General features: G+C 32.4%; 16 protein-coding genes. 14 read left to right on the top strand and 2 right to left on the bottom strand.

Annotation, left to right across the window (positions count from 1 at the left end):
* Positions 1–13: 13 nt before the first annotated feature.
* The 6 genes from RCG18_RS04955 (at position 14) to RCG18_RS04930 (ending at position 11,469) form a co-directional block, all read left to right on the top strand.
* A complete protein-coding gene (locus tag RCG18_RS04955; RefSeq protein WP_308040302.1) occupies positions 14–1,066 on the top strand; it encodes an iron chelate uptake ABC transporter family permease subunit in 1,053 nt (350 codons plus the stop codon).
* The gene (locus tag RCG18_RS04950) at positions 1,066–1,875 is read left to right on the top strand and encodes an ABC transporter ATP-binding protein (protein WP_308040301.1); all 810 of its coding nucleotides are present in this window, start codon (positions 1,066–1,068) and stop codon (positions 1,873–1,875) included. Before RCG18_RS04955 ends, RCG18_RS04950 begins: the two co-directional genes overlap by 1 nt.
* An 805-nt stretch (positions 1,876–2,680) precedes the next feature.
* Positions 2,681–6,118 carry a pyruvate carboxylase gene (locus RCG18_RS04945; protein ID WP_308040300.1) on the top strand — a complete coding sequence of 1,146 codons (3,438 nt, stop codon included), beginning with the start codon at positions 2,681–2,683 and terminating at the stop codon, positions 6,116–6,118.
* A 121-nt stretch (positions 6,119–6,239) separates the two neighbouring features.
* Positions 6,240–7,364, top strand: coding sequence for a M20 family metallopeptidase (locus RCG18_RS04940; RefSeq protein WP_308040299.1), 1,125 nt, complete (start codon positions 6,240–6,242; stop codon positions 7,362–7,364).
* Positions 7,365–7,681: 317 nt separating this feature from the next.
* Positions 7,682–8,494 (top strand): pyrroline-5-carboxylate reductase, encoded by an 813-nt coding sequence (proC, locus tag RCG18_RS04935; protein ID WP_308040298.1) that lies wholly within the window; start codon positions 7,682–7,684, stop codon positions 8,492–8,494.
* Positions 8,495–8,541: 47 nt separating this feature from the next.
* The gene (locus tag RCG18_RS04930; RefSeq protein ID WP_308040297.1) at positions 8,542–11,469 is read left to right on the top strand and encodes an insulinase family protein; all 2,928 of its coding nucleotides are present in this window, start codon (positions 8,542–8,544) and stop codon (positions 11,467–11,469) included.
* Positions 11,470–11,527: 58 nt separating this feature from the next.
* Here RCG18_RS04930 and RCG18_RS04925 read toward each other — a convergent pair whose 3' ends face one another.
* Positions 11,528–13,309 (bottom strand): carbon starvation protein A, encoded by a 1,782-nt coding sequence (locus RCG18_RS04925; protein ID WP_308040296.1) that lies wholly within the window; start codon positions 13,307–13,309, stop codon positions 11,528–11,530.
* 213 nt (positions 13,310–13,522) lie between these two features.
* Positions 13,523–15,319 (bottom strand): carbon starvation protein A, encoded by a 1,797-nt coding sequence (locus RCG18_RS04920; RefSeq protein WP_308040295.1) that lies wholly within the window; start codon positions 15,317–15,319, stop codon positions 13,523–13,525.
* Positions 15,320–15,608: 289 nt separating this feature from the next.
* On the opposite strand from RCG18_RS04920, the gene RCG18_RS04915 reads away from it, so the two are divergent.
* From RCG18_RS04915 to RCG18_RS04880, 8 genes are all read left to right on the top strand, one after another.
* A complete protein-coding gene (locus RCG18_RS04915) occupies positions 15,609–17,240 on the top strand; it encodes a LytS/YhcK type 5TM receptor domain-containing protein (protein ID WP_308040294.1) in 1,632 nt (543 codons plus the stop codon).
* A 7-nt stretch (positions 17,241–17,247) separates the two neighbouring features.
* Complete coding sequence (locus RCG18_RS04910; RefSeq protein ID WP_308040293.1) at positions 17,248–18,015, top strand: LytTR family DNA-binding domain-containing protein; 768 nt, start codon at positions 17,248–17,250, stop codon at positions 18,013–18,015.
* Between the two features lie 60 nt (positions 18,016–18,075).
* Entirely contained in the window at positions 18,076–18,480 is a 405-nt protein-coding gene (locus tag RCG18_RS04905) for a hemerythrin family protein (RefSeq protein WP_308040292.1), read from the top strand.
* Positions 18,481–18,541: 61 nt separating this feature from the next.
* Positions 18,542–19,186 carry a cache domain-containing protein gene (locus RCG18_RS04900; protein ID WP_308040291.1) on the top strand — a complete coding sequence of 215 codons (645 nt, stop codon included), beginning with the start codon at positions 18,542–18,544 and terminating at the stop codon, positions 19,184–19,186.
* A 71-nt stretch (positions 19,187–19,257) separates the two neighbouring features.
* On the top strand, positions 19,258–20,187 hold the full coding sequence (locus RCG18_RS04895; RefSeq protein ID WP_308040290.1) for an ATP-binding protein: 930 nt from the start codon (positions 19,258–19,260) through the stop codon (positions 20,185–20,187).
* A gap of 13 nt (positions 20,188–20,200) precedes the next feature.
* Positions 20,201–21,532 (top strand): sigma-54 dependent transcriptional regulator, encoded by a 1,332-nt coding sequence (locus RCG18_RS04890; protein WP_308040289.1) that lies wholly within the window; start codon positions 20,201–20,203, stop codon positions 21,530–21,532.
* Between the two features lie 207 nt (positions 21,533–21,739).
* The gene (locus RCG18_RS04885; protein ID WP_308040288.1) at positions 21,740–22,963 is read left to right on the top strand and encodes an ammonium transporter; all 1,224 of its coding nucleotides are present in this window, start codon (positions 21,740–21,742) and stop codon (positions 22,961–22,963) included.
* A 196-nt stretch (positions 22,964–23,159) separates the two neighbouring features.
* Positions 23,160–23,450, top strand: a complete 291-nt coding sequence (locus tag RCG18_RS04880) for an MTH1187 family thiamine-binding protein (protein ID WP_308040287.1) — start codon at positions 23,160–23,162, stop codon at positions 23,448–23,450.
* The last annotated feature ends 174 nt before the right edge of the window (positions 23,451–23,624 follow it).

The raw sequence follows: 23,624 nt of genomic DNA, 5'->3' as shown, positions 1-23,624 counted from the left end.
AAGGAACTTATCTATGAATTTTACTCAAAACAAAAAACATTTTAAGTTAATGTTTTGCGTTTTTACAATTATTCTATTTTTAATTATTATTACAGCAACTACTTTAGGTTCTGCTGATATACCGCTTAAAGAAAGCCTGTACATTATCTTGAATAAAGTGCCTATAATTAATAAGTTTATATCAATATCTGGAATACCAGAAAACCATAGATTAATTATATTAAAGATAAGACTACCTAGAATAATGTTAGCAGCTCTTGTAGGTATGGGATTATCTACAGTTGGGCTGTCTTTTCAAGCTATATTTAAAAATCCAATGGCAGACCCATATGTACTTGGTATATCTTCTGGAGCTGCTGTTGGAGCAGCTATTGGATTTGTATTAGGTTTTGAATCAACCTTTTTGGGGGCATCTGCTATTACTATAACAGCATTCTTAGGCTCAATTTTAACAACTGTCTTAGTATATAATATAGCAAGAGTTAAAAATAAAATCCCTACAAATACATTACTTTTAGCTGGTATATCGATGAATTTTTTGTTATCATCATTACTTTCTATAATTATGGTATTTAATAGGCAGGAAGTTGAAAGAATTGTGTTTTGGACTATGGGTAGTGTTAGTTCTGCAAGTTACACTCAGATTTTAGTGCTATTACCATTTTTATTTATTGGTATATTTATAATACTGTCCTTTTCAAAGGACTTAAATATAATTCTTACAGGCGATGAAACTGCAAAGAGCTTAGGTATAGAGGTTGAAAGAATAAAGAAAATACTACTTATTAGTTCTTCAATGATTGTTGCTGCATGCGTATCTGTAAGCGGAATCATAGGATTTGTGGGATTAATTATTCCGCATATAGTAAGAATGCTTCTAGGGCCAGATCACAGATCATTACTACCCTTCTCTGTTGTTGCTGGAGCTGTGTTTATGATTATATCAGATACACTAGCGAGAACATTGGCATCTCCTGCTGAAATTCCAGTAGGAGCTATAACGGCTCTGTTTGGTGCTCCTTACTTTATATATCTTTTAACTAAAAATAAAAAGAAGGTGTTATAATGGATGCTGCTAATTTTCCAGTAGTTAAAGTAAAGAATTTATGCTGCAGCTTTGGAGAAAAAGAAATATTGCATAATATTAATATAGACTTCTCCAAAGGTGGTTTTTACAGTATTATAGGGTCTAATGGTTCTGGCAAGACTACGTTGTTAAAGAACATAGCTTCATCATTAGCACCCGATAAGAATACAGTTTTTATAGAAGGTATGGATGTATTAAATTTTAAAAATAAAGCTTTAGCTAAAAAGCTTTCTATAGTGCCTCAAAATACTAGTTTGGATTTTGACTTTTCTGTTTTAGACATTGTTTTAATGGGAAGAAATCCTTACATATCTAGGTTCCAAGATGAATCAAAAGAAGATTATAACATAGCTAAAGAGGCTATGAAAATGACAAGCACTTGGGAACTTAAAGATAAATGTATAAACCAATTAAGTGGTGGAGAGCAGCAAAGAGTCATTATAGCAAGAGCCCTAGCACAGGATACAGATATTATATTATTGGATGAGCCAATATCTCATTTAGATATATATCACCAGGTTGAAATATTAGATACTATCAAATCCATAAATAAAAAAGTAACTGTCATTGCTGTACTTCATGATTTAAATTTAGCAGCACAGTATAGTGATTATTTGGTACTTATAAACAAAGGCTCGATTGTAGCACTGGGTACCCCAGAAGAAGTGCTTACAGAAGAAAATATAAAGAAAGCTTACAACATAAACATATGTATAATAAATAATCCTGTAACTGATAAACCTCATATAATACCTATTACTAAGACAATTAATAAAGTATCACTATAAGAGATAATCAGTTTATCCGATGACTTACCCGCTCTAATACTTCCATCGCACTCTGTGAAAGCGATTCACACAAAATCAGAGATTTTGGTTCTCTGCTTGCACTCTGTGAAAGCGATTCGCACCAAATCGGAGATTTGGGCTCTCTGCTTTTCTTCAAGTGTACGTCACGAGCGGCTATGTCCCTGGATAACGACTTCTAAGCTTCAGATGGAGGTTAAATGCCTAAATGACATTTAACGGGCAGAATTGCCCAGTGGTCGCAGACAAACTCCACCTGAAGCCAAGAATTCTGTTTATATGCTGTTTAATATTTTTGTGAGTTCCTTAGGCACATTCAAATAAATAATAAGCCAGTATGATAGTCTATTTTGCTTCATACTGGCTTATTATTTATTTGAATGCAACTTAATTGAATTAGCATAATATTATACAAGAAATGGCTAAAAAAACGCATTATATAGAGTATGCTAAATAATATATAATATACTCTGTTTACAAAACAAAGAGTATGCTATATAATAATGAATATATTAATTTGCTTCTCAAAAAATGAAAAAATTTCATTCCTAATTTTACCTTAAATTTATTAATATCTATTGAGTTTGATTTATCAACATGTTAAGATGATAAGGTGAATTTAAAAGAAAAGACATATCAAGACAAAATGCAAGTAAAAATATTTTGCAATTGCAATTGCAATAATGTTAATGCTTATATATAATATTATTATCGTGATAAATATTTATAATAAATATATTAATAAATATGCAACAATTATTATTATTATAAAAAGGGGCTGAGGTATTTGATTAAAAAATTTAAGAGAGTTCTTGTGGCTAACAGAGGAGAAATTGCAATAAGAATTTTTAGAGCTTGTCAAGAACTTGGTATAAGAACAGTTGCTATTTATTCTGATGAGGACAAACGTTCTCTTTTCAGAACAAAGGCTGACGAAGCTTATTTAATAGGGAAAAACAGGGGGCCTGTTGAAGCCTACTTAAATATTGATGAAATAATAAACCTTGCATTAAAAAAGGGTGTTGATGCGATACATCCTGGATATGGGTTCTTATCAGAAAATCCTGAGTTTGCAAGAAAATGTGAACAGGCTGGTATTGAGTTCATAGGACCAACTGCAGAAATGATGGAAAAGCTTGGGGATAAAATAAAATCCAAAATTGTAGCTAAAAATGCAGGGGTTGCAACTATTCCAGGTGTTGAGAAACCAATTCAATCTGAAGAAGAAGCATTGGTATTTGCTAATGTGTGTGGATATCCAGTTATGGTAAAAGCTGCTGCTGGTGGTGGCGGAAGAGGTATGAGGATTGTTGAAAAGGAAGAAGACCTCCTTTCCTCATATAGAAGCGCCAAAAATGAGGCGAAAAAAGCTTTTGGTATAGATGATATATTTATAGAAAAATATCTTGAAAGTCCAAAACACATAGAGGTTCAAGTACTTGGAGATAAGAGCAATAATATAGTACATTTGTATGAAAGAGATTGTTCAATTCAAAGAAGGCATCAAAAAGTTATAGAAATTACTCCTGCAGTATCTCTTACAGAAGAAAAAAGAAATGAAATATGTGAAGATGCATTAAAAATAGCTAAATCCGTTGGATATAGAAGTGCAGGAACACTTGAATTCCTTGTAGATAAAAAAGGAGATCATTATTTTATAGAAATGAATCCAAGAATTCAAGTTGAGCATACTGTAACAGAAATGACTACAGGTATAGATATTGTGCAAAGCCAAATATTGGTAGCCGAGGGATATGAATTATCTTCAAAGGAGCTAGGAATTGGTACACAAGAGAATATAAAGCCTAGGGGATATGCTATTCAATGTAGAATAACTACAGAAGATCCTTCGAATAATTTTGCACCAGATACAGGCAGAATTGATGTATATAGAACTGGTTCAGGTTTTGGTATAAGACTAGATGGTGGGAATGGATTTACTGGAGCAGTTATAAGTCCTTACTATGATAGTCTGCTAGTTAAGACTACATCTTGGTCAAGAACTTTCCCAGACGCAATAAGAAAGTCTATACGTTCTGTAAAAGAAATAACAATATCAGGAGTTAAAACAAACGTTGACTTTTTAATAAATGTTTTAAATCATGAGAAATTTGCTAAGGGTGAATGTGATACTAATTTTATTGCAAACAACCCAGAGTTATTTGATATATCACCAACAGCGGATGAGGAATTAAGACTTCTTAAGTTTATTGGAGAAAAGGTTGTTAATGAAACTCGAGGACAAAAAACAGAGTTCGATGTTCCAGTAGTTCCAAAAATAACTCTTGATGAACCTCTTAAAGGTACAAAACAAATATTAGATGCAGAAGGACCAGAAGGACTAGTAAAATGGATTAAATCACAAAATAAATTATTGCTAACAGATACTACAATGAGAGATGCTCAGCAATCATTAATGGCAACAAGAATAAGAACAAGAGATATGATTAAGATTGCGAAAGCCCAAGCTGCTCTTGGAAAAGATTTGTTCTCCGTAGAAATGTGGGGTGGAGCAACTTTTGACGTTGCATATAGATTTTTAAAAGAGTCACCATGGGAAAGACTTCAAGAATTAAGAAATAGAATGCCTAATGTATTATTACAGATGCTTATAAGAGGAGCTAATGCAGTAGGATATAAAAATTATCCAGACAATGTAATAAGAGAATTTATAAAAGAATCTGCTGATTCAGGAATAGATGTATTTAGAATATTCGATTCACTAAACTGGTTAAAAGGAATGGAAGTAGCTATAGATGAAGTAATAAAGCAAGGTAAAGTTGCAGAAGCTTGTATGTGTTATACAGGAGATATATTAAACACAGATAGAGATAAGTATACTTTGGAATATTATATAAATATGGCTAAAGAGATTGAAAAGACAGGTGCGCATATTCTTGGAATAAAAGATATGTCAGCATTATTAAAGCCATATGCAGCACTTAAGCTCATAAGAGCATTAAAAAATGAAATATCTATTCCAATACACCTTCATACTCATGATACTACAGGAAATGGTGTTGCAACAGTTCTTATGGCTGCGCATGCTGGAGTAGATATCGTTGATACAGCATTTAATAGTATGTCAGGATTAACTAGCCAACCAGCATTAAACTCTGTAGTAGCAGCGCTTCAAAATACAGAAAGAGACACTTATATAGATTCAGATGACATACAAAAGTTATCAGATTACTGGAGTGCAGTAAGACCGGTTTATAGTCAATTTGAATCTGGATTAAAAACAGGTAGTGCAGAAATATACAAATATGAAATACCAGGTGGACAATATTCAAACCTTAAACAGCAAGTTGAAAGCTTTGGCTTAGGACATAGATATGATGACATAAAGGAAATGTATAGGCAAGTTAACAATATGGTTGGAGATATAGTTAAGGTTACTCCTTCTTCAAAGATGGTTGGAGACTTAGCTATATTCATGGTACAAAATGATTTAACTCCTGAAAATATATATGAAAAGGCAAAGAACATGACATTCCCAGATTCCATCGTGGCATATTTCAAAGGAATGATGGGTCAGCCTATGGGTGGATTCCCAGAGGAACTTCAAAAATTAGTTTTAAAGGGAGAAGAGCCTATTGTATGTAGACCAGGAGAGTTACTTCCACCTGAAGACTTTGATAAAATAGAAAAACATCTAGTTGAGAAACTCAAAATTACTCCTACTAAAAAAGATATACTAAGCTATGCGTTATATCCAGATGTGCTTGAAGGGTATATAAAATACACTAAAGAATACGGTGACTTAAGCCGTATGGGAAGTGATATATTCTTCCATGGTTTATATGAAGGAGAAACTTGTGAAATAGAAATAGCAGATGGAAAAACATTTATTGTTCAAATGCTTGAAATAGGTAAACTTGATTCACAAGGGTATAGAACAATTGTATTTGAAGTTAACGGAAATAGAAGAGAAGTAAAAATAAAAGATAAGATTAGTGCTTCTAGAGGTGCTGTTTACGAAGAATCAGTGACTATGGCAGATCCTGATAACAATATGGAAATAGGAGCAAGTATCCCAGGAAATATAATAAAGGTGCTTGTAAAAGAAGGCGATATAGTAAAAGCAGGAGAAAGCCTAATCGTAATTGAAGCAATGAAGATGGAGACTAATATAACTGCGACCGTTTCGGGAACAGTTGAAACTGTATTAGCGAAAGAAGGAAAACAGGCTAAGTCTGGAGAACTTTTAATTAAGCTAAAATAAAAAAAATTTTATTGGAAACTCTACCTTGTAATGAGGTAGAGTTTTTTAAACATATGAGGTACTAGGACGAAAGTTAACTTATAGGATGAAATAATTCTACATATATTAAGGAGGCCATTGTATGGAGTTGAAAAAAGTTATTAGAGATAATATGGACAGTATAATAAAATTAAGAAAAGAACTTTCTGATAATGCGGAGTTATCATTTCAAGAGTTTAAGACTAGCAAAATAGTAAAGGATTATTTAGATAAATTAGGTGTAGAGACACAAACTGTATTCAATACTGGTGTAGTTGGGGTATTAAATAGTGGAGATAGTTGTATAGCTATAAGAGCGGATATGGATGCACTTCCAGTCAATGGAGTTAGTCATGCTTGTGGGCATGATTATCATATGGCTGTAGCATTAGGCTGTGCTTTGGTACTGAAAGAAATAGGTTTCAAAAAGTGCGTAAAATTTATATTTCAGCCAGCGGAAGAGGATACTGGCGGAGCAGCACCTATGATTAAAGAAGGGGTGCTCAAAAGTCCTGATGTAGCATATATTATAGGATTTCATGTATGGCCTAATGTAGAAGTTGGGAAAATAGAGGTTACTTCGGGGCCATCAATGGGATCAGTAGATGATTTTTATATAACCTTCAATGGAAAAGGTGGGCATGCAGCTATGCCGCATATGTGTAAAAATCCTATATATCCATCAATAGATTTTATTCAAAGCATGAACACGAAAATTCATACAGAAAATAACCCTTTAAATTCATGTGTCCTCACATTTTCATCAATGAATGTTGGAAGTGCTCCCAATGTAATTGCAGACTGCGCTAATTTATCAGGAACCTTTAGAACCTTCGATAATGAACTAAGAAACAAAATAAAAGAGGACATAAAAAGTCTATCTTCTCTTTGTGCAGGGAAATATAATTGTGAGATTGATGTGAGAATTAAAAATGGATACCCACCTTTAATAAGTGATAAAGTACTTACAGATAAATTTATTAGTGCCTCTAAGTCAATACTTGGAGAAGAAAATGTTCTTGGTTTAGAAAAAACTTTTGCTGCGGAAGACTTTGCTTTCTTTGCAGAAGAAATACCTTCTGTGCACTTTAGATTAGGAATATATGATGGATGTAGAGGGAAAAGTCCTTTACATGCTACTGATTTTGATGCTTCAGATGAAGCTTTATATTATGGAATTTACGCTACAGTAAACTTTATATTATCAATGAAAAGTGAGCTTACTTAAATTTTATAATTAGTAATGGATAAGCAGTAAAATGTATTGATATTTTACTGCTTATTTATTGTTGAAACTAGAAGAAGAAATCTTAGTATATTAATTGTTATTTTAATATATTATTAAAGTTGAATTTTATAATTTAAGAGATATAAAGGATAAAATTTTATATATAAATAATAATAACTATATATTCATTGAATAAATTTATGATATGTAAGTTAATAAATTCTATATTTTAAAATTAATAATTGGATAAATATTGTACATATTGTAGAATTAATTAATAAGGAAATTGAATGCACAAATTTTAAGGAGTGGTAGACTTGGATAAAAAAATAGGATTCATTGGTGCTGGCAATATGGCACAAGCTATAATCGGGGGAATATTAAATTCAAAATTAGTTTGTGAGAATGACATTATGGCCAGCAATACTTCAGAGGGATCTCGTCAAACAGTTAAAAATAAGTATGGAATTTTAGTTACAGATAATAATAAAGAAGTTGCGAAGTTTGCAGATATTCTTTTTCTATCTGTAAAACCGGATGTATATGAAGAGGTTATAAAGGAAATAAAAGATTGCATAAAAGAAGATGTTATTGTAGTTACAATAGCAGCAGGAATAAATTTAAAAACAGTAGAAGTAGCCTTTGATAAAAAAATAAAAGTAGTTAGAACAATGCCTAATACTCCTGCTTTAGTAGGTGAGGGAATGAGCGCGATATGTTATAACAGCACGGTTACAAAAGACGAACTAGATGCTGTAGTAAAAATATTTGAGAGCTTTGGAAAGGCGGAAGTTATAGAAGAAAAACTAATAGATGTAGTTTCTACAGTAAGCGGCTCTTCACCAGCTTATGTATATATGTTTATTGAAGCATTAACTCAAGGTGCAGTTTTAAGAGGATTACCTTGGAATAAGGCTTATAAATTTGCTACTCAAGCTGTTTTAGGTTCAGCTAAAATGGTTTTAGAGACAGGAGAGCATCCAGCTCTACTAAGGGATAGAGTTTGTTCACCAGGTGGAAGTACAATACAAGGAGTATATAGCTTAGAAAGAAATAATTTCGAGGGTATTATTATTGAGGCTATGGAAAAGTGCACTGAAAAGGTAATACAAATGTCTAAAGGACAATAGATATTATTTAGATGAACTATCTATAATTGAAAGGAGAAACGAAAACTATGGAATTAGAATTAAATAAAAGCTATCATGGTTTTAAGTTGCTTGAAAAAAAAGATATTAATGAAATTAATTCAACAGGTATAATATTTGAGCATGAAAAAAGTGGTGCAAAGTTATTCTATTTAAAAAATGACGACGACAATAAGGTATTTGCAGTAAGTTTTAGGACACCACCTGAGGATAGTACAGGACTACCTCATATATTAGAACATTCGGTGCTATGTGGTTCAAGAAAGTTTCCTTTGAAGGAGCCCTTTGTGGAGCTAGTAAAAGGTTCTTTAAATACATTTTTAAATGCTTTTACTTTTCCAGATAAAACTATGTATCCAGTAGCTAGCACTAATGATAAAGATTTTTCAAATCTTATGGATGTGTATTTAGATGCAGTGTTTTATCCTAACATTTACAAGTATCCAGAAATCATGATGCAAGAGGGATGGCATTATGATATGGAGAATAAGGGTTCAGAAATTACTTATAAAGGCGTTGTTTACAATGAAATGAAGGGAGCCTTTTCATCACCTGAATCTATACTTCTACGTAAAATTTCAGAGTCTCTTTTCCCGGATACACAATATGGTGTCGAGTCTGGTGGAGACCCAGATGTTATACCAAACTTAACTCAGGAACAGTTTTTAGCTTTCCATAAGAAATATTACCACCCAACAAACAGCTACATTTATTTGTATGGTGATATGGATATAAATGAAAAATTAAAGTTTATTAATGAAGAGTATCTAAAAGATTTTGATAGAATAAATGTAGATTCTCGACTAGCTATGCAAAAGCCTTTTGACAAACAGAGAGAAATGTCCATTAGTTATCCTATATCAGTCAATGAAAAAGAAGAAGATAAGACATTTCTAAGTATGAACTTTGCTGTAGGAAAGGCTACAGCAGACGAAATATACTTAGCATTTGATATCCTTGAGCATTTATTGTTAGAGACACCATCATCACCGCTTAAAAAGGCGCTTATAGATGCAAATATAGGAAAAGATGTTTTTGGTGTATTTGAAGCTAGCATGCTTCAACCTATGTTTAGTATAGTTGTTAAGAACTCTAAGGAAAGTGAAAAAGAAAGATTTAAAGATATAGTTATAAGAACGCTAAGTGATTTAGTTAAAAACGGAATCGATAAAAAGCTTATTGAAGCTTCAATTAATATAAAGGAATTTCAGTTGAGGGAGGCAGATTATCATGGATATCCTAAGGGATTAATATATGGTATGAAAGCTATGGATAGTTGGCTTTATGATGAAAACCCTTGGGTTCACCTAACTTATGAAGATACTTTAAAAAAGATAAAAACAGCTTTAGAAACAAACTATTTCGAAAAGATAATAGATACTTATATTCTTAAAAATAGCCATAGTTCCATTCTTATAGTAAAGCCAGCTAAAGGCTTAGCAGAGGAAAAGGAACTGGAGGTTAAGAAGGAACTTCAGGAATTTAAAGCAAAGCTTTCAGAAAGTGAGATAGAAAAGCTTGTAAAAGATACCGCTAAATTAAAAGAAAGGCAAGTAACGGCCGATTCACCAGAGAATCTAATGAAGATTCCTTTAATATCAATAAGTGATATTGACCCTAAAGCTAAAGATATTGCTTTAGAAGAAAAAGAAGAACAAGGGATTAAGGTATTATACCATCCTGAGTTTACAAATGGCATTTCATATGTAAATATGTATTTTGCTACAGAGGGAGTAAAGGAAGAACTTATACCTTATATATCACTTTTGACAACTATAATGGGTAAAGTGAGCACTAAGAACTTCAGTCATGAAGATTTGGCAAAGGAAATAAATATAAATACAGGTGGCATAAGAAATGGAGCACAAGCATATTCAGAAAAATGGAATGCTGAAAAGATTTACCCTAAGTTTGTAATAAAATCTAAAGTTATTGTAAGCAATATGACAAAGCTCATGGAACTATTAGGGGAAATAATAGGCTATACCAAATTTGACGATCATAAACGTTTAAAAGAAATAATACAGGAAACTAAATCACGTTTAGAAATGATTATTTTCGATAGAGGCCATGTGTTTGCTGCAAACCACCTTCTTTCATATTTCTCCCAAGCAGGAAAATATGAGGATATGTTAGGTGGGTTATCATTCTACAAGTTTATAGTTGATTTGGAAAAAAATTTTGATAGCAAGGCACAGGAAATTAGTGATAACTTAAAACATGTATCAGAAGCTGTTTTTAATACTAACAATTTATTAGTTAGTGCTACATTAGAAGAGAAAGACTATGATGAATTTAAAAAGAACTTTAATTTAGTTTATACAAAATTGAATAGTAATAAAATTAGTGCTGAAGAATATAGGTTTAAAGTTGAACAAAAGAATGAGGGGTTAATGACATCTGGTAAGGTACAATATGTTGCTAAGGCATATAATTTCATTAAGCTTGGATATTCATATAGTGGAAGTATGCAGGTATTAAAGACTATAGCAAATTATGATTATCTATGGAATAGAGTAAGGGTTCAAGGTGGGGCTTATGGAAGCTTTTCTTCCTTCCAAAGAAACGGAAACATGTTTTTTACATCCTACCGTGATCCGAACTTAGCTGAAACACTAAAGGTTTACGATGGTGCAGGAGAATTCTTTAAGAACTTTAATACTGATGACAGACAGATGACTAAATATATCATTGGAACTGTCTCAGATTTGGATTTCCCACTTACACCTTCGATGAAGGGAGATAGAGCTGCTGAAAATTATATTAAAAAGCTCACATATGAAGATATTCAAAAGGAAAGAGACGAAATTTTAAAAACAACAGTAGAAGATATAAGAAGATTTGGTGACTTAATTTCCGATACTATGAAAGAGAACTTCATATGTGTATTAGGAAATGAAGAAAAAATAAAAGAAAATAAAAATATATTCAATGATACTATGAACGTATTTGAATAAAATAATCCACACTGTGAATATTCTAAGAATTCACAGTGTGGATTTAATATTTACTTTATTATGCTGTTTCGTTAGGAGATTGTTTTATATTATGCAAGTCTTTTATCCATACGCGCACGCTTTCAACTAATATTATTAATACAAGTATAACAAGAAGTAATGACATAGCTGCTAATAAAATTTTCCCTTGAGGTAAGTAGTTACCAAAAATATTTTGAAGAGCAGCATCTAAAGTTATAACTGCTATAATTACCATTGGGATAGCTGTAATTAGAGCGTATTTTGCTTTACCCTTTTTAATTATTATTGTAGTACCTATTGCAAAGGCTATAGCTGCTAGCATCTGATTCGCAGTACCAAATAAAGGCCATATTGTAGATACATTACCTGTGTATAATAGATAACCCCAGCTAAATGATATTACAGCACTAAAGAATATCATATTGAACCAAGAATCCTTATCTTCAAAAGGTTTGTGGAATTTTCCACATAAGTCTTGAAGTAGATATCTGCCTATTCTTGTACCAGCATCTATTGTAGTTAAGATAAATAATGCTTCGAACATTATGCAGAAGTGATACCAGTAAGACATTAAATGTTCAAGTCCAGGTATTTTATAAAATACGTAAGACATACCTACCGCAAGTGATACAGAACCACCAGGTCTTCCTGCCAAGTTTTCTCCCACCATTTGTGAAAGCATTGGAAGTTCTTTTGGAATCATATTAAGTTTAGCAAATACCGCAGGAGCTGAGTTTATAGCAAAGTAGTCTGCAGTTGGAAGGCAAGTAGCAGCTATTAATGCCATTATAGCAACAAAGCACTCTAAAAGCATAGCACCAAAGCCTATAGGAAGTATGTCCTTTTCACTAGCTATAAGTTTAGGAGTCGTACCTGAGCTTACTAGTGCGTGGAACCCAGATAGAGCACCACAAGCTATGGTGATAAATAGGAATGGGAATACTTTACCTGGGATTATAGGTCCTCCACCATGTATAAATTGAGTGATAGCTGGCATTTGTACAGTTGGTCTAACTATTATTATACCAACTGCAAGGGCACCTATGACACCAAGCTTCATGTACGTACTTAAGTAGTCTCTTGGAAGTAATAAAAGCCATACTGGAAGCGCAGCTGCACAGAATCCATAAATAGCAAGTATAAGTGACATTTGTTTTGCGTTAAATGTTAAATAAGGAGCTAATGCTGTATGCTGGATAGTTGGTCCGAGTACAACACCTACTATTATAAGAGCCATACCAATTACAGTAGCTTCACCTATTTTACCAGGTCTTAAGAATTTTAAATATAAACCAATTAATATAGCAACTGGTATAGTAAATCCAACTGTAAAAGTTCCCCATGGGCTGTTATAAAGTGAGCTAACAACTGGTAATCCAAGTCCAGCCATAGCTATTATTAGTATAAATAATACAGCTATAGAAGTAACGAATCCCATTCTAGTTCCAAGATTTGTTCTAGCAATTTCAGCAATGGATTGTCCATCATGTCTAACGGAAGCAAAGAGCAATACCATGTCATGTACGGCGCCTGCAAATACGCCTCCGATTAGAATCCAAAGAGTTCCAGGTAGATAGCCGTATTGAGCTGCAAGAACAGGCCCTATAAGTGGTCCAGCGCCTGCAATAGCTGCAAAGTGGTGCCCCATTAATACCCACTTATTAGTAGGCACATAATCATGTCCATCTTCATGTACTTTTGACGGAACTTCTCTGGTTTCATCAATAACTAAAACTTTTGCTGCTATGAATGCTCCATAGAACCTGTAGGCTAAAATTAATACAAGTGCGGAAATAATAACAAGTACTATTGAGTTCATTAAAAAACCCCCTTATAAATTTATATTATTGCTTTTGCTATTAAGTAAAGCTTTACTTAATATATTTTAATAATATTACGCAAATTGTGACAATTCTATATTTATTAACTGAACGGTAAAAATATTAAGGTTATTGGTAAAATATAGGGGGTGAATAACAAAATAAAGGACAAGTGTAGTTTTTATAACTACGCTTGTCCAATACATAAATTATTATTTTTTAAACAGCTTTTTTGATGTATAGTCTTTGCTGCTTGAATCATTCCAATGTTTTTTCCAAACTTTAACACTTTCAAATACTATAACCACAAGCATGATGATGAGAAGGAATGAAAGTGCTGCTAATAATATCTGATTATGTGGTAAGTAGTTTGAGAATATATTTGTCAATATAGCAGTTAAAGTTGTGATAGCCACAAAAATCATTGGGATTATAATTATAGCGGCATATTTTTGTTTGCCCATTCTAATTATAACTGTTGTACCTATTGCAAATGCTATAGTTGCAAGAGTTTGATTTGCAGTACCAAATAGTGGCCATATCGTTGATATATTTCCTGTGTATAATAGATATCCCCAAGTGAGAGACATAAGTGCACTGAAGAATATTATATTGGCCCATGAATCTTTATTGGCTAATGGCTTGTATGCTTTGCCAAATAGGTCTTGCAGCAAATATCTACCTATTCTTGTGCCAGAATCTATTGTAGTTAGTATAAATAATGCTTCGAACATTATGCAGAAGTGATACCAGTAAGCCATAAGGCCTTTAAGTCCAGGAATTTTATAGAATATATATGACATACCTACTGCAAGTGATACAGATCCACCTGGTCTTCCTGCTAAGTTTTCGCCGACCATTTGTGAAAGCATTGGAAGTTCCTTTGGAATCATATGAAGCTTGGCAAATAGTGCAGGTGCTGAATTTATAGCAAAATAATCTGCTGTAGGAAGACAAGTTGCTGCAATTAATGCCATTAAAGCTATAAATGATTCTATTAGCATTGATCCAAATCCTATTGGTAGTATGTCGCTCTCATTGGATATAAGTTTAGGTGTTGTACCTGAACTTATTAATGCATGGAATCCTGATAAAGCACCACAGGCAATTGTTATGAAAAGGAATGGGAATACTTTGCCTGGAACTATTGGCCCGCCGCCATGTACAAACTGAGTAATAGCAGGCATTTGCACAGTTGGTCTAACAATTATTATACCAACTGCAAGAGCACCTATAACGCCAAGTTTCATATATGTGCTTAGATAGTCTCTTGGAAGCAATAATAACCATACTGGAAGAGCTGCTGCACAGAATCCGTAGACAGCCAGTATAACTGATAATTGTTTTGCATTAAATGTTAAATAAGGAGCTAATGCTGTATGTTGAATATATGGTCCAGCTATAACACCTACTAAAATAAGAGTCATACCTATTATTGTAGCTTCACCTATTTTACCAGGTCTTAAGAATTTTAAATATAAACCAATAAGCATAGCAACTGGGATAGTAAAACCAACTGTAAAAGTTCCCCAAGGACTGTTATAAAGGGAGTTAACAACTGGTAATCCAAGACCAGCCATAGTTATTATTAGTATGAATATAACAGCTATTGAAGTTATAAATCCCATTCTAGTTCCTAAGTTATCTTTAGCAATTTCGGCAATAGATTGTCCATCATGTCTAACCGAAGCAAATAGCAGTATCATGTCGTGTACAGCACCAGCTAAAACACCACCGATTAAAATCCAAAGGGTACCAGGAAGGTAACCGTATTGAGCTGCAAGAACAGGTCCTATAAGTGGTCCAGCACCTGCAATTGCTGCAAAGTGGTGGCCCAATAGTACCCACTTGTTAGTAGGAACATAGTCTCGTCCATCTTCGTGAACTTTTGAAGGAACCTCCCTATTTTCATCAAGAGCTAAAACTTTTGCTGCTATGAATGCACCATAAATTCTGTAGCCTAAAGTTAATACAAGGGCAGCAATAATAACTAAAACGATAGAGTTCATGTTTATAAATCCTCCTTCTAAGTTATGCTAAGTTTTTAATATAAATAAATTATTGATAAATGATAAGTTGATTAGTAGTTTTAAATTTTATTAAACCGATTACATATATAATAATATTTAACATGAAATTAAAATATATAAATGCGTTGAAAGGATAAAAATCGACAATGAACAGTAAAAATTAAACCCTAACTGACAAAATATTGACACCAAATTCACATTATTATGATAAAAAGATACAAATATTTATATTTTGATATATAATATATATATTAGGAGGAGGGGTAATATGATATATATACAACTATTAGAACGTATGGCTTTGATTGCACTAGCAGCGTATATATACAACCAATCCCATATTTTTAAAAATTTAATTAAGGATGAGTTAAAAATTAAAGACAAAATTGGAATGATTGTATTTTTTAGCATTCTATCTATCATAGGGACTTATACAGGTATAAACCTGGAACCCTATGCTATAGCTAATACGAGACCTATTGGAGCTATAGTAGGGGGATACGTAGGTGGACCTGTAGTTGGCGTTGCTGTAGGGTTGATTGCAGGAACTCATCGATTTTTGCTTGGTGGTTTTACTGGACTAGCTTGTGGTATTGCTACTGTAGTAGAAGGAATTGTGGGAGCATTAGCAAGAAAGTATTCTAAAGATGGAGCCTTTAGCGCTAAAAATGCTTTTTTAGGAGCTGTAGTAGCAGAAAGTTTTCAAATGCTAATACTATTAATTTTTTCAAGACCTTTAGAAGATGCTGTAGAATTGGTCAAATTTATAGCAATGCCTATGATACTTATTAATTCTTTTGGAGTAATTATATTCATAAATATAATACAGAATGCTAGAAATGAATATAACAGAATTGGTGCAATAAAAGCTCAAGAAGTATTAAATATAGCTAAAAGAACAATGGGACACATGAGAAAAGGACTAAGTGAAGAAACTGCTAAAAGTGTAGCTGAAATTATATGCGAAATATCTAATATAAAAGGTGTTTTTATAGGTGATAAAAAAGGTCTTTTAACTTATTGTGGTGAAAAAATAAGTGAAGATAAATTAAAGAACAACTTAGAAGCCTACTATGAGTGCCCAGACTATTCAGTTATTAAATTTACAAGTAATAATAAACAAGTATTTTTTGTGTGTGCACCTTTTTTAGTATCCAACGTAGGATTTGAAGGAGTACTTGGTTTAAAGGTAAAGTCGGAAAAAAGTATTGATTCATATTTTTGGGAATTCGCAAAAGAGCTAAGTGACTTGCTGTCTACGCAGATAGAATTGCATAAGTTAAATAAGTTAGCTGAGGAGGCATCTGTAGCAGAATTTAAGGCTCTGAGAGCACAAATTGAACCACACTTCCTATTTAATGCTCTAAATACTATTTCATCATTTTGTAGAACAAACCCTGTAAGAGCTAGAGAGCTTATTATTGATCTTTCAAATTATTTCAGACAAACTCTTAAGAGAGCAGAAGACTTTGTTCTTTTAAAAGACGAAGTTGAGTTTTTGCAATCATATTTATCTATTGAAAAGGCAAGATTTGGAGAAAGATTGAAACTTATAATTGATATACCAGAAGATATGATGAATATAAAGATGCCAGTATTTATACTTCAGCCTATTATAGAAAATTCAATAAAACATGGAATATTGCCTAAACCAGAAGGTGGGAGTGTGCTCGTTAAAGCATCATACATTAAAAATGAAGTGATATTCTCAATAGAGGATACGGGGATGGGAATGGAGAAGGAAAAGCTCGCGGAAGTTACTACTACTTGGCCTGGCATAGGATTAAAGAATGTAAATGAAAGATTAAAGTTACTGTATGGAGAAGGTCATGAGCTAAACATAAATACTAGCTTAAATTATGGTACTAAAGTTAGTTTTTTGATACCAAAGGAGGTATAGACTTTTAATGGATAAATTAATATGCGTCATTGTAGAGGATGAAATACCAGCGGCAGAAGAATTGAAATATTTATTATCTCAATATAAATCTATACATGTCAAAAAAGTAGCTTATGATGGTAAGGCTGGCTTGGAAGCAGTAAAAGATGTACATCCTGATGTGGTATTCATGGACATAAATATGCCTCTTCAAAATGGCATTGAGCTAGCTAAGCAGGTAAAGAACTTTGACAATTCTGTAGATATAATATTTGTCACTGCCTATGAGGAGCATGCTATAGAGGCATTCGAGGTAAATGCACTGGATTATATATTAAAACCTTTTGATGAAAAAAGAATTAGCAAGACTGTTGAGAGACTAGTTAGTAAACGAAAAATCATAAGCACAGAAGAGAGACTTCCTGATATTATAAACGAAATAATAAATAAGATTGATAAAGGTGAAAAACTAGTAAAAAAGATACCTTGTGAAAGAAGGGGTAAAATTATATTAGTTGATTTGAAGGATGTTTATTTCTGTTATATAGAAGGTGAGAAAACCTACGTGAAAACTAAAGATGAAAGCTTTTTAGTAGGATGTACTTTACATCAAATAGAAGAAAAGACAAACTTTTTTAGAGCTCATAGAAGCTACCTTGTTAATATAGATAATATTGAGGAATTATATTCATGGTTCAATGGTACTTATAAACTTGTAATGAATGATATGCAAAAGTCAGAAGTGCCGATAAGTCGAAATAATGTGAAAAAATTGAAAGAATTACTTGGAATTTAGTTATTTTTCTGTAAAATATTTTATATAAGGAACTTTTCAAGTAGGAGGAAGAATACAGTTATGATGCACCTGTTTACGGATAGATTATTAGTAAGCATTGATAGAATTGATGAACAACATAGAATAATTTTTGAGACAGTTGGAAAATTTCAAGATGCCTGTAACGAAGGAGAATCTATTGAAAAGATTAATGAATTATTTAATATATTAAGGATATATCTTGTGGAGCATTTCAAGCAAGAGGAAGAGTATATGCTAAAATATTCTTATCCAGAGTATGAAACACATAAAGAAAGGCATAATGTATTTATGCGCAAGCTTCATTTATTAGATAGCACAATTAAACCTAATCACATTTCAATTACTAAATTAGTGGAAATTAATGAATTTTTATCAGAAGGATTTGTTACGCATCTTTCGGAAATAGACAGCAAGCTTGGAGAGTTTTTAAGAGATAAGTTATAGTGTATAGAGTTAATTTAAGGAATTATAAATATAAATTTTTAATTATAGGTGAATTATGAATTTGAAAAGCAAATCTATTAAACTAAAACTACTTCTGTATTTTACAGTAGTTTCTATGATTTTACTTTCAGCTATAGGATTGTTGTTTTTTAAAAGTAATAATGCCGCAATAGGAGCTTCAAAGCAAAAAGAACTTAAAACCTTAGCGGAGGAAACAGGAAATAAGGTCGAGAGATTTTTATTTGAAAGATATGGTGATATACAGGTGATGTCTGCATCGCCTGTTTTGACGCGCGAAGATTTTAGTGATAACGTTAAGCTCGAGTATATACAGAGTATAAGGAATGCCTATAAAACATATGATTATATTCTGACTACAGATAGTCATGGAAAGGTAAAAGTAGTATCAGGGGATCCAAAGGGAGATATAAATTATACAAAGTGGATCAATTATGCGTTAAAAGGCAATATATTTATATCTGATTTCACCTATTTGCCTGAACAAAACAACTATGTTATCTATATGTTAGCACCCTTGACAAATAATAAAGGTGTTATTAGCGGAGTTGTAATTGAAAGAGTAAATTTTGAAGCTATAGGCAATATAGTAAAGAATGTAAGACTTGATAACTCAGGCTATGCTTACTTAGCATCGGATGTAAACTCTACAATATTCTATCCAAAAAAGATTTTAAACCAAATATAAATTTCAAAATAGATGCAGAAAGCATACACTACGCTAAATACGGTAAAAGTCAATATGTTTCTACTTTTTACTTGTTAAATAAATATAATACTCAAAAGGATAATTGGTATTTGGTTGTAGAGCAGCCAGAAAAAGATGCATTTAAGGTTAGCTACAGCTTGAGAAATTACACCATTATTGTTATGCTGATTTCTATACTTGCTATATTTATTTTGGCACTAATAACTTCTGACCGTATTACAAGACCATTTAATGCAATGACATCTAATTTAAAATCTATGGAGCAGAGAGTAATTAAGATATCAGACGAATTAGAGAAGAGTGTAATCAGAGCAAAAAATTTAGAGGCTTTAGCAACTATGTCTGCAGGAATGGCGCATGAAATAAGAAATCCATTAACCTCCATAAGGGGATATGCACAATATATTCAATTAGAGCTTAAAGAAGATGATAAACTGCAAGAAGATATATCCATAGTAATAGATGAAGTAGATAGGCTTAATAGAATCGTAGATAAGTTTTTAAACTTTGCTAGACCTAAGGAACTTGATTTGAAGCCTGAAAATATAAATGAAACAATACAGTCAACATTAAAAATAATTGAAAAAGAACTAATTAACAATAATATAACGCTGCATGTACAATCTAATAAAGTTCAATTAACAGCTATAGATCATGACCAAATTCAACAGGTATTACTCAACATATTCACTAATTCCATTCAGGCTATGCCAGGTGGAGGGATTTTAAGTATATCGACTGGTCTTAGCAGAGAATTTAATATGGTCTATGTTGAGATAAGTGACACGGGAGTAGGTATAAAACCAGAAGATTATGATAAAATATTTGAACCATTTTTTACAACAAAAGATACTGGAGTTGGACTTGGGCTCTCTATTTGCTCAAGAATAATTGAAAATCATAAGGGATTTATGGAAGTAGAAAGTAGTTTAAACAAAGGTTCAAGATTTACAATAAAGATTCCGGTGCTAGAAGTATGATATGGAGGATAATATGAGAAAAAACTGTATACTAATTGTAGACGATGAAAAAAATGTGACAAAGCTTCTAGATAAAGTATTTAAGAAGGAAGGGTATGTAACACACACAGCTTCTTCTGGAAAGGAAGCTTTAGATATATTAAACGAACACTATGTAGATGTAGTTGTTACAGATATCAAAATGCCGGGTATGAATGGTATTGAGCTTTTAAGTGAAATAAAGAAAATAGATTCATCAATTAACGTAATTTTGATAACCGCTTTTGCTACTGTTGAAACAGCAATAGAAGCATTAAAAATGGGAGCAAAAGATTACATTGTTAAGCCTTTTAAACTTGAAGACGTACTTTTATCTGTAAATAATGTTGTTGGAAGTAACGAAAAAAGTGATGATGATAATTCTACCCAAGATTATTTTACAAGTAAAAGTGTTAAGATGGATAAAGTTATAGATCTCATTAAGCAGGTAGCGGACAGTAAGACTACAATAATGATTTACGGTGAGACTGGCACTGGAAAAGAACTTGCTGCGAAAGCTATTTACAGCTTGAGTGATAGAAAAGATAAGCCATTTATTAAAGTTAATTGTGCAGCCATACCTGAAACTCTTCTTGAGAGTGAATTATTTGGTTATGAAAAAGGTGCCTTTACTGGGGCTACTATAAGCAAGCCGGGAAGATTTGAACTCGCAGATGGTGGAACCATATTTTTAGATGAAATAGGTGATATTACTCCACTTATGCAGGTAAAATTATTAAGAGTGTTGCAGGAGAAGGAGTTTGAGCGTTTAGGAGGTACGAAAACCATAAAAGTAGATGTTAGAATTATAGCAGCTACTAATAAAGATTTAAGCGAAATGGTGAAGAAAGAAAAGTTTAGACAGGATTTATATTATAGGCTAAATGTTGTTCCTATAAAGTTACCTCCGCTTAGAGAAAGAAAGGAAGATATACCTTTATTGGCAGAATACTTTCTATTAAAGTCCTCTTCAATTTCTGGAAAAAGTAAAAAAGATATGTCTCAAGAGGCTGTAGAAAGATTGATGTATTATAATTGGCCAGGGAATATAAGAGAGCTTGAAAACGTAATTGAAAGGTGTGTCGTAATAAAACATGGAGAGTTAATAGGTTTAGAGGATTTACCTGAATATATAATAAACTATAAAGAAGATAAAGAAGAGAGGGTATCTTATAAGCTTAATTCTGCAGTTGATACTGCGGAAAGAGAAACTATTTTAAAAACTCTTAAAGAATGTAATGGTAATAAAACAAAGGCTTCTGAGGTTTTAGGAATAAGTAGAAGATCTTTACACAGAAAAATTATAAAGTACAATATTGAAGAATAAAAATAGAGACAAAAATGTCACATAGTGACGTTTTTGTCTCTATTTTTAATTTGTTAACTTAGATAAAAAAATTAAGTCAAACACAAGTGGTTGAAAACATTTACTTGTAAAGTTAAAAACGAAATTAAAAAACTATAATATTTGGCATGAGAATTGCTTTATATAAAAGTGTAATTTATTATTTCATTTATTAGGAGGAATTTTGAAATGGGAAACATCAATACAGGAGACACAGCGTTAGTATTAATTAGTGCAGCGTTAGTTTGTCTTATGACACCAGGACTGGCGTTTTTTTATGGTGGACTTGTAAGAAAGAAAAACGTATTGACAATTATGATGCAGAATTTTATTTCTATGGGCGTTGTTACAGTTATATGGGTTTTTGGAGGCTTTAGCTTAGCCTTTGGAAAAGATATAGGTGGATTAATAGGTAATTTTCAATATTTTCTACTACATGGAATTGGAATTTTGCCCAATCCTAATTATGGATCAACCATACCGTTTCTTGCCTTTTTCGTATACCAGGAGATGTTTGCAGTAATTACACCAGCACTCATGACAGGTGCCTTTGCAGATAGAGTTAATTTTAAAAGTTATCTAAAGTTTCTTATATTTTGGAGCATACTCATTTATGTTCCAGTAACTCACTGGATATGGGGCGGTGGGTTCCTTGCAAAAATGGGAGTCGTTGATTTTGCAGGTGGAATAGTTGTTCACGTAACAGCAGGTGTAGCAGCACTTGGCACAGTAATATTTGTTGGTAAGAGAAAAATACTTCCAGAGGAAAATACATCGCCACATAATATAGCATTTGTTGCTTTAGGTACAGGTCTATTATGGTTTGGATGGTTTGGATTTAATGGAGGAAGTGGGCTTGCTGCTAATGGTGTGGCAGCTATAGCCTTTGCTAATACAGATATTGCAGGTTCTGTAGCAATGATAATATGGCTTATTATATCTTGGACTCATGAAAAGAGACCGAGTCTTGTCGGCTCTTTAACTGGTGCTGTAGCAGGCCTTGCAACTATAACTCCTTGTGCAGGATATATAGAACCTTGGGCAGCTGCGATAGTGGGTTTATTGGCAGCTGTAGTATGCTACTTAGCTGTTGAGCTCAGAAAGAAGCTTGATTGGGATGATGCATTAGATGTATGGGGAGTACATGGTGTTGGAGGTATACTTGGTTCAATTTTAGTAGGAGTTTTTGCTAGCAAATCTGTAAATGGTGTAAGTGGATTAATTTATGGAAATGTTCATCAGTTTGCTGTGCAATTATTTGCAGTAGCACTTACTGCGGTTTATTCTTATGCAGTTACCTGGGTAATACTGAAGGTTGTAAATGCATTTGATCCAATAAGAGTACCGGAAGATATAGAAATAGAAGGACTTGATACCGCTATTCATGGTGAAGTAGCTTACGATCTATTGTAATAATTTAAAAAGCAAAAATCTATCTTTTCTCCTTATAAAATAGTTACTTAAAAGTTATACTTTTAAGTAACTATTTTTATATTGATTCTTATAATTAATAGTTGAAATGTTCGTTGACTTAATGGGTAATAATATATAATATAAATATATAGTTAGTTTTTAGAAAATTATGTAATAATCATGGAGGGTTTAGAATATGGCAATTGCAAATGTTAGTTTACAGGTTTTACCGGTGGTTCCTGAAAAAAATTTATATCACGTAGTAGATAAGGTTATAGAATATATAGATTCCTGTGGAGTAAAATATGAAGTTGGACCGATGGAAACAACAATGGAAGGCGAATTAGATGAACTTTTAGAGATAGTAAAAAAGGCTCAAGAGATTTGTATAAATAGTGGAGCTGAAAGAGTTGCATCTGTTGTAAAAATAGACTACAAAGCACAGGGAGTTACAATAGAAGAAAAAATAAATAAATATAGAAAATAGGTTTTAAAATATTTACTTTTAAGAATTACTTTGTGTTTGTAATCAGGTTACCAAAAATTAATTAATAATAGCTTTGATAATGTGCTCATATTAACTAAATATACTCAAAATTGGTTGAAAAACAGGAATTTATAGGGTAAAATCATATTGAAGTAGATTGTTAAATGGTGGTGA

Origin of the sequence: Clostridium sp. OS1-26 (genome assembly GCF_030915445.1) — a bacterium.
Lineage (GTDB): Bacteria > Bacillota > Clostridia > Clostridiales > Clostridiaceae > Clostridium_AM.
The sequence above is the reverse complement of the archived record's forward strand: the minus strand, read 5'-3'. Positions and strand labels throughout refer to the sequence as shown.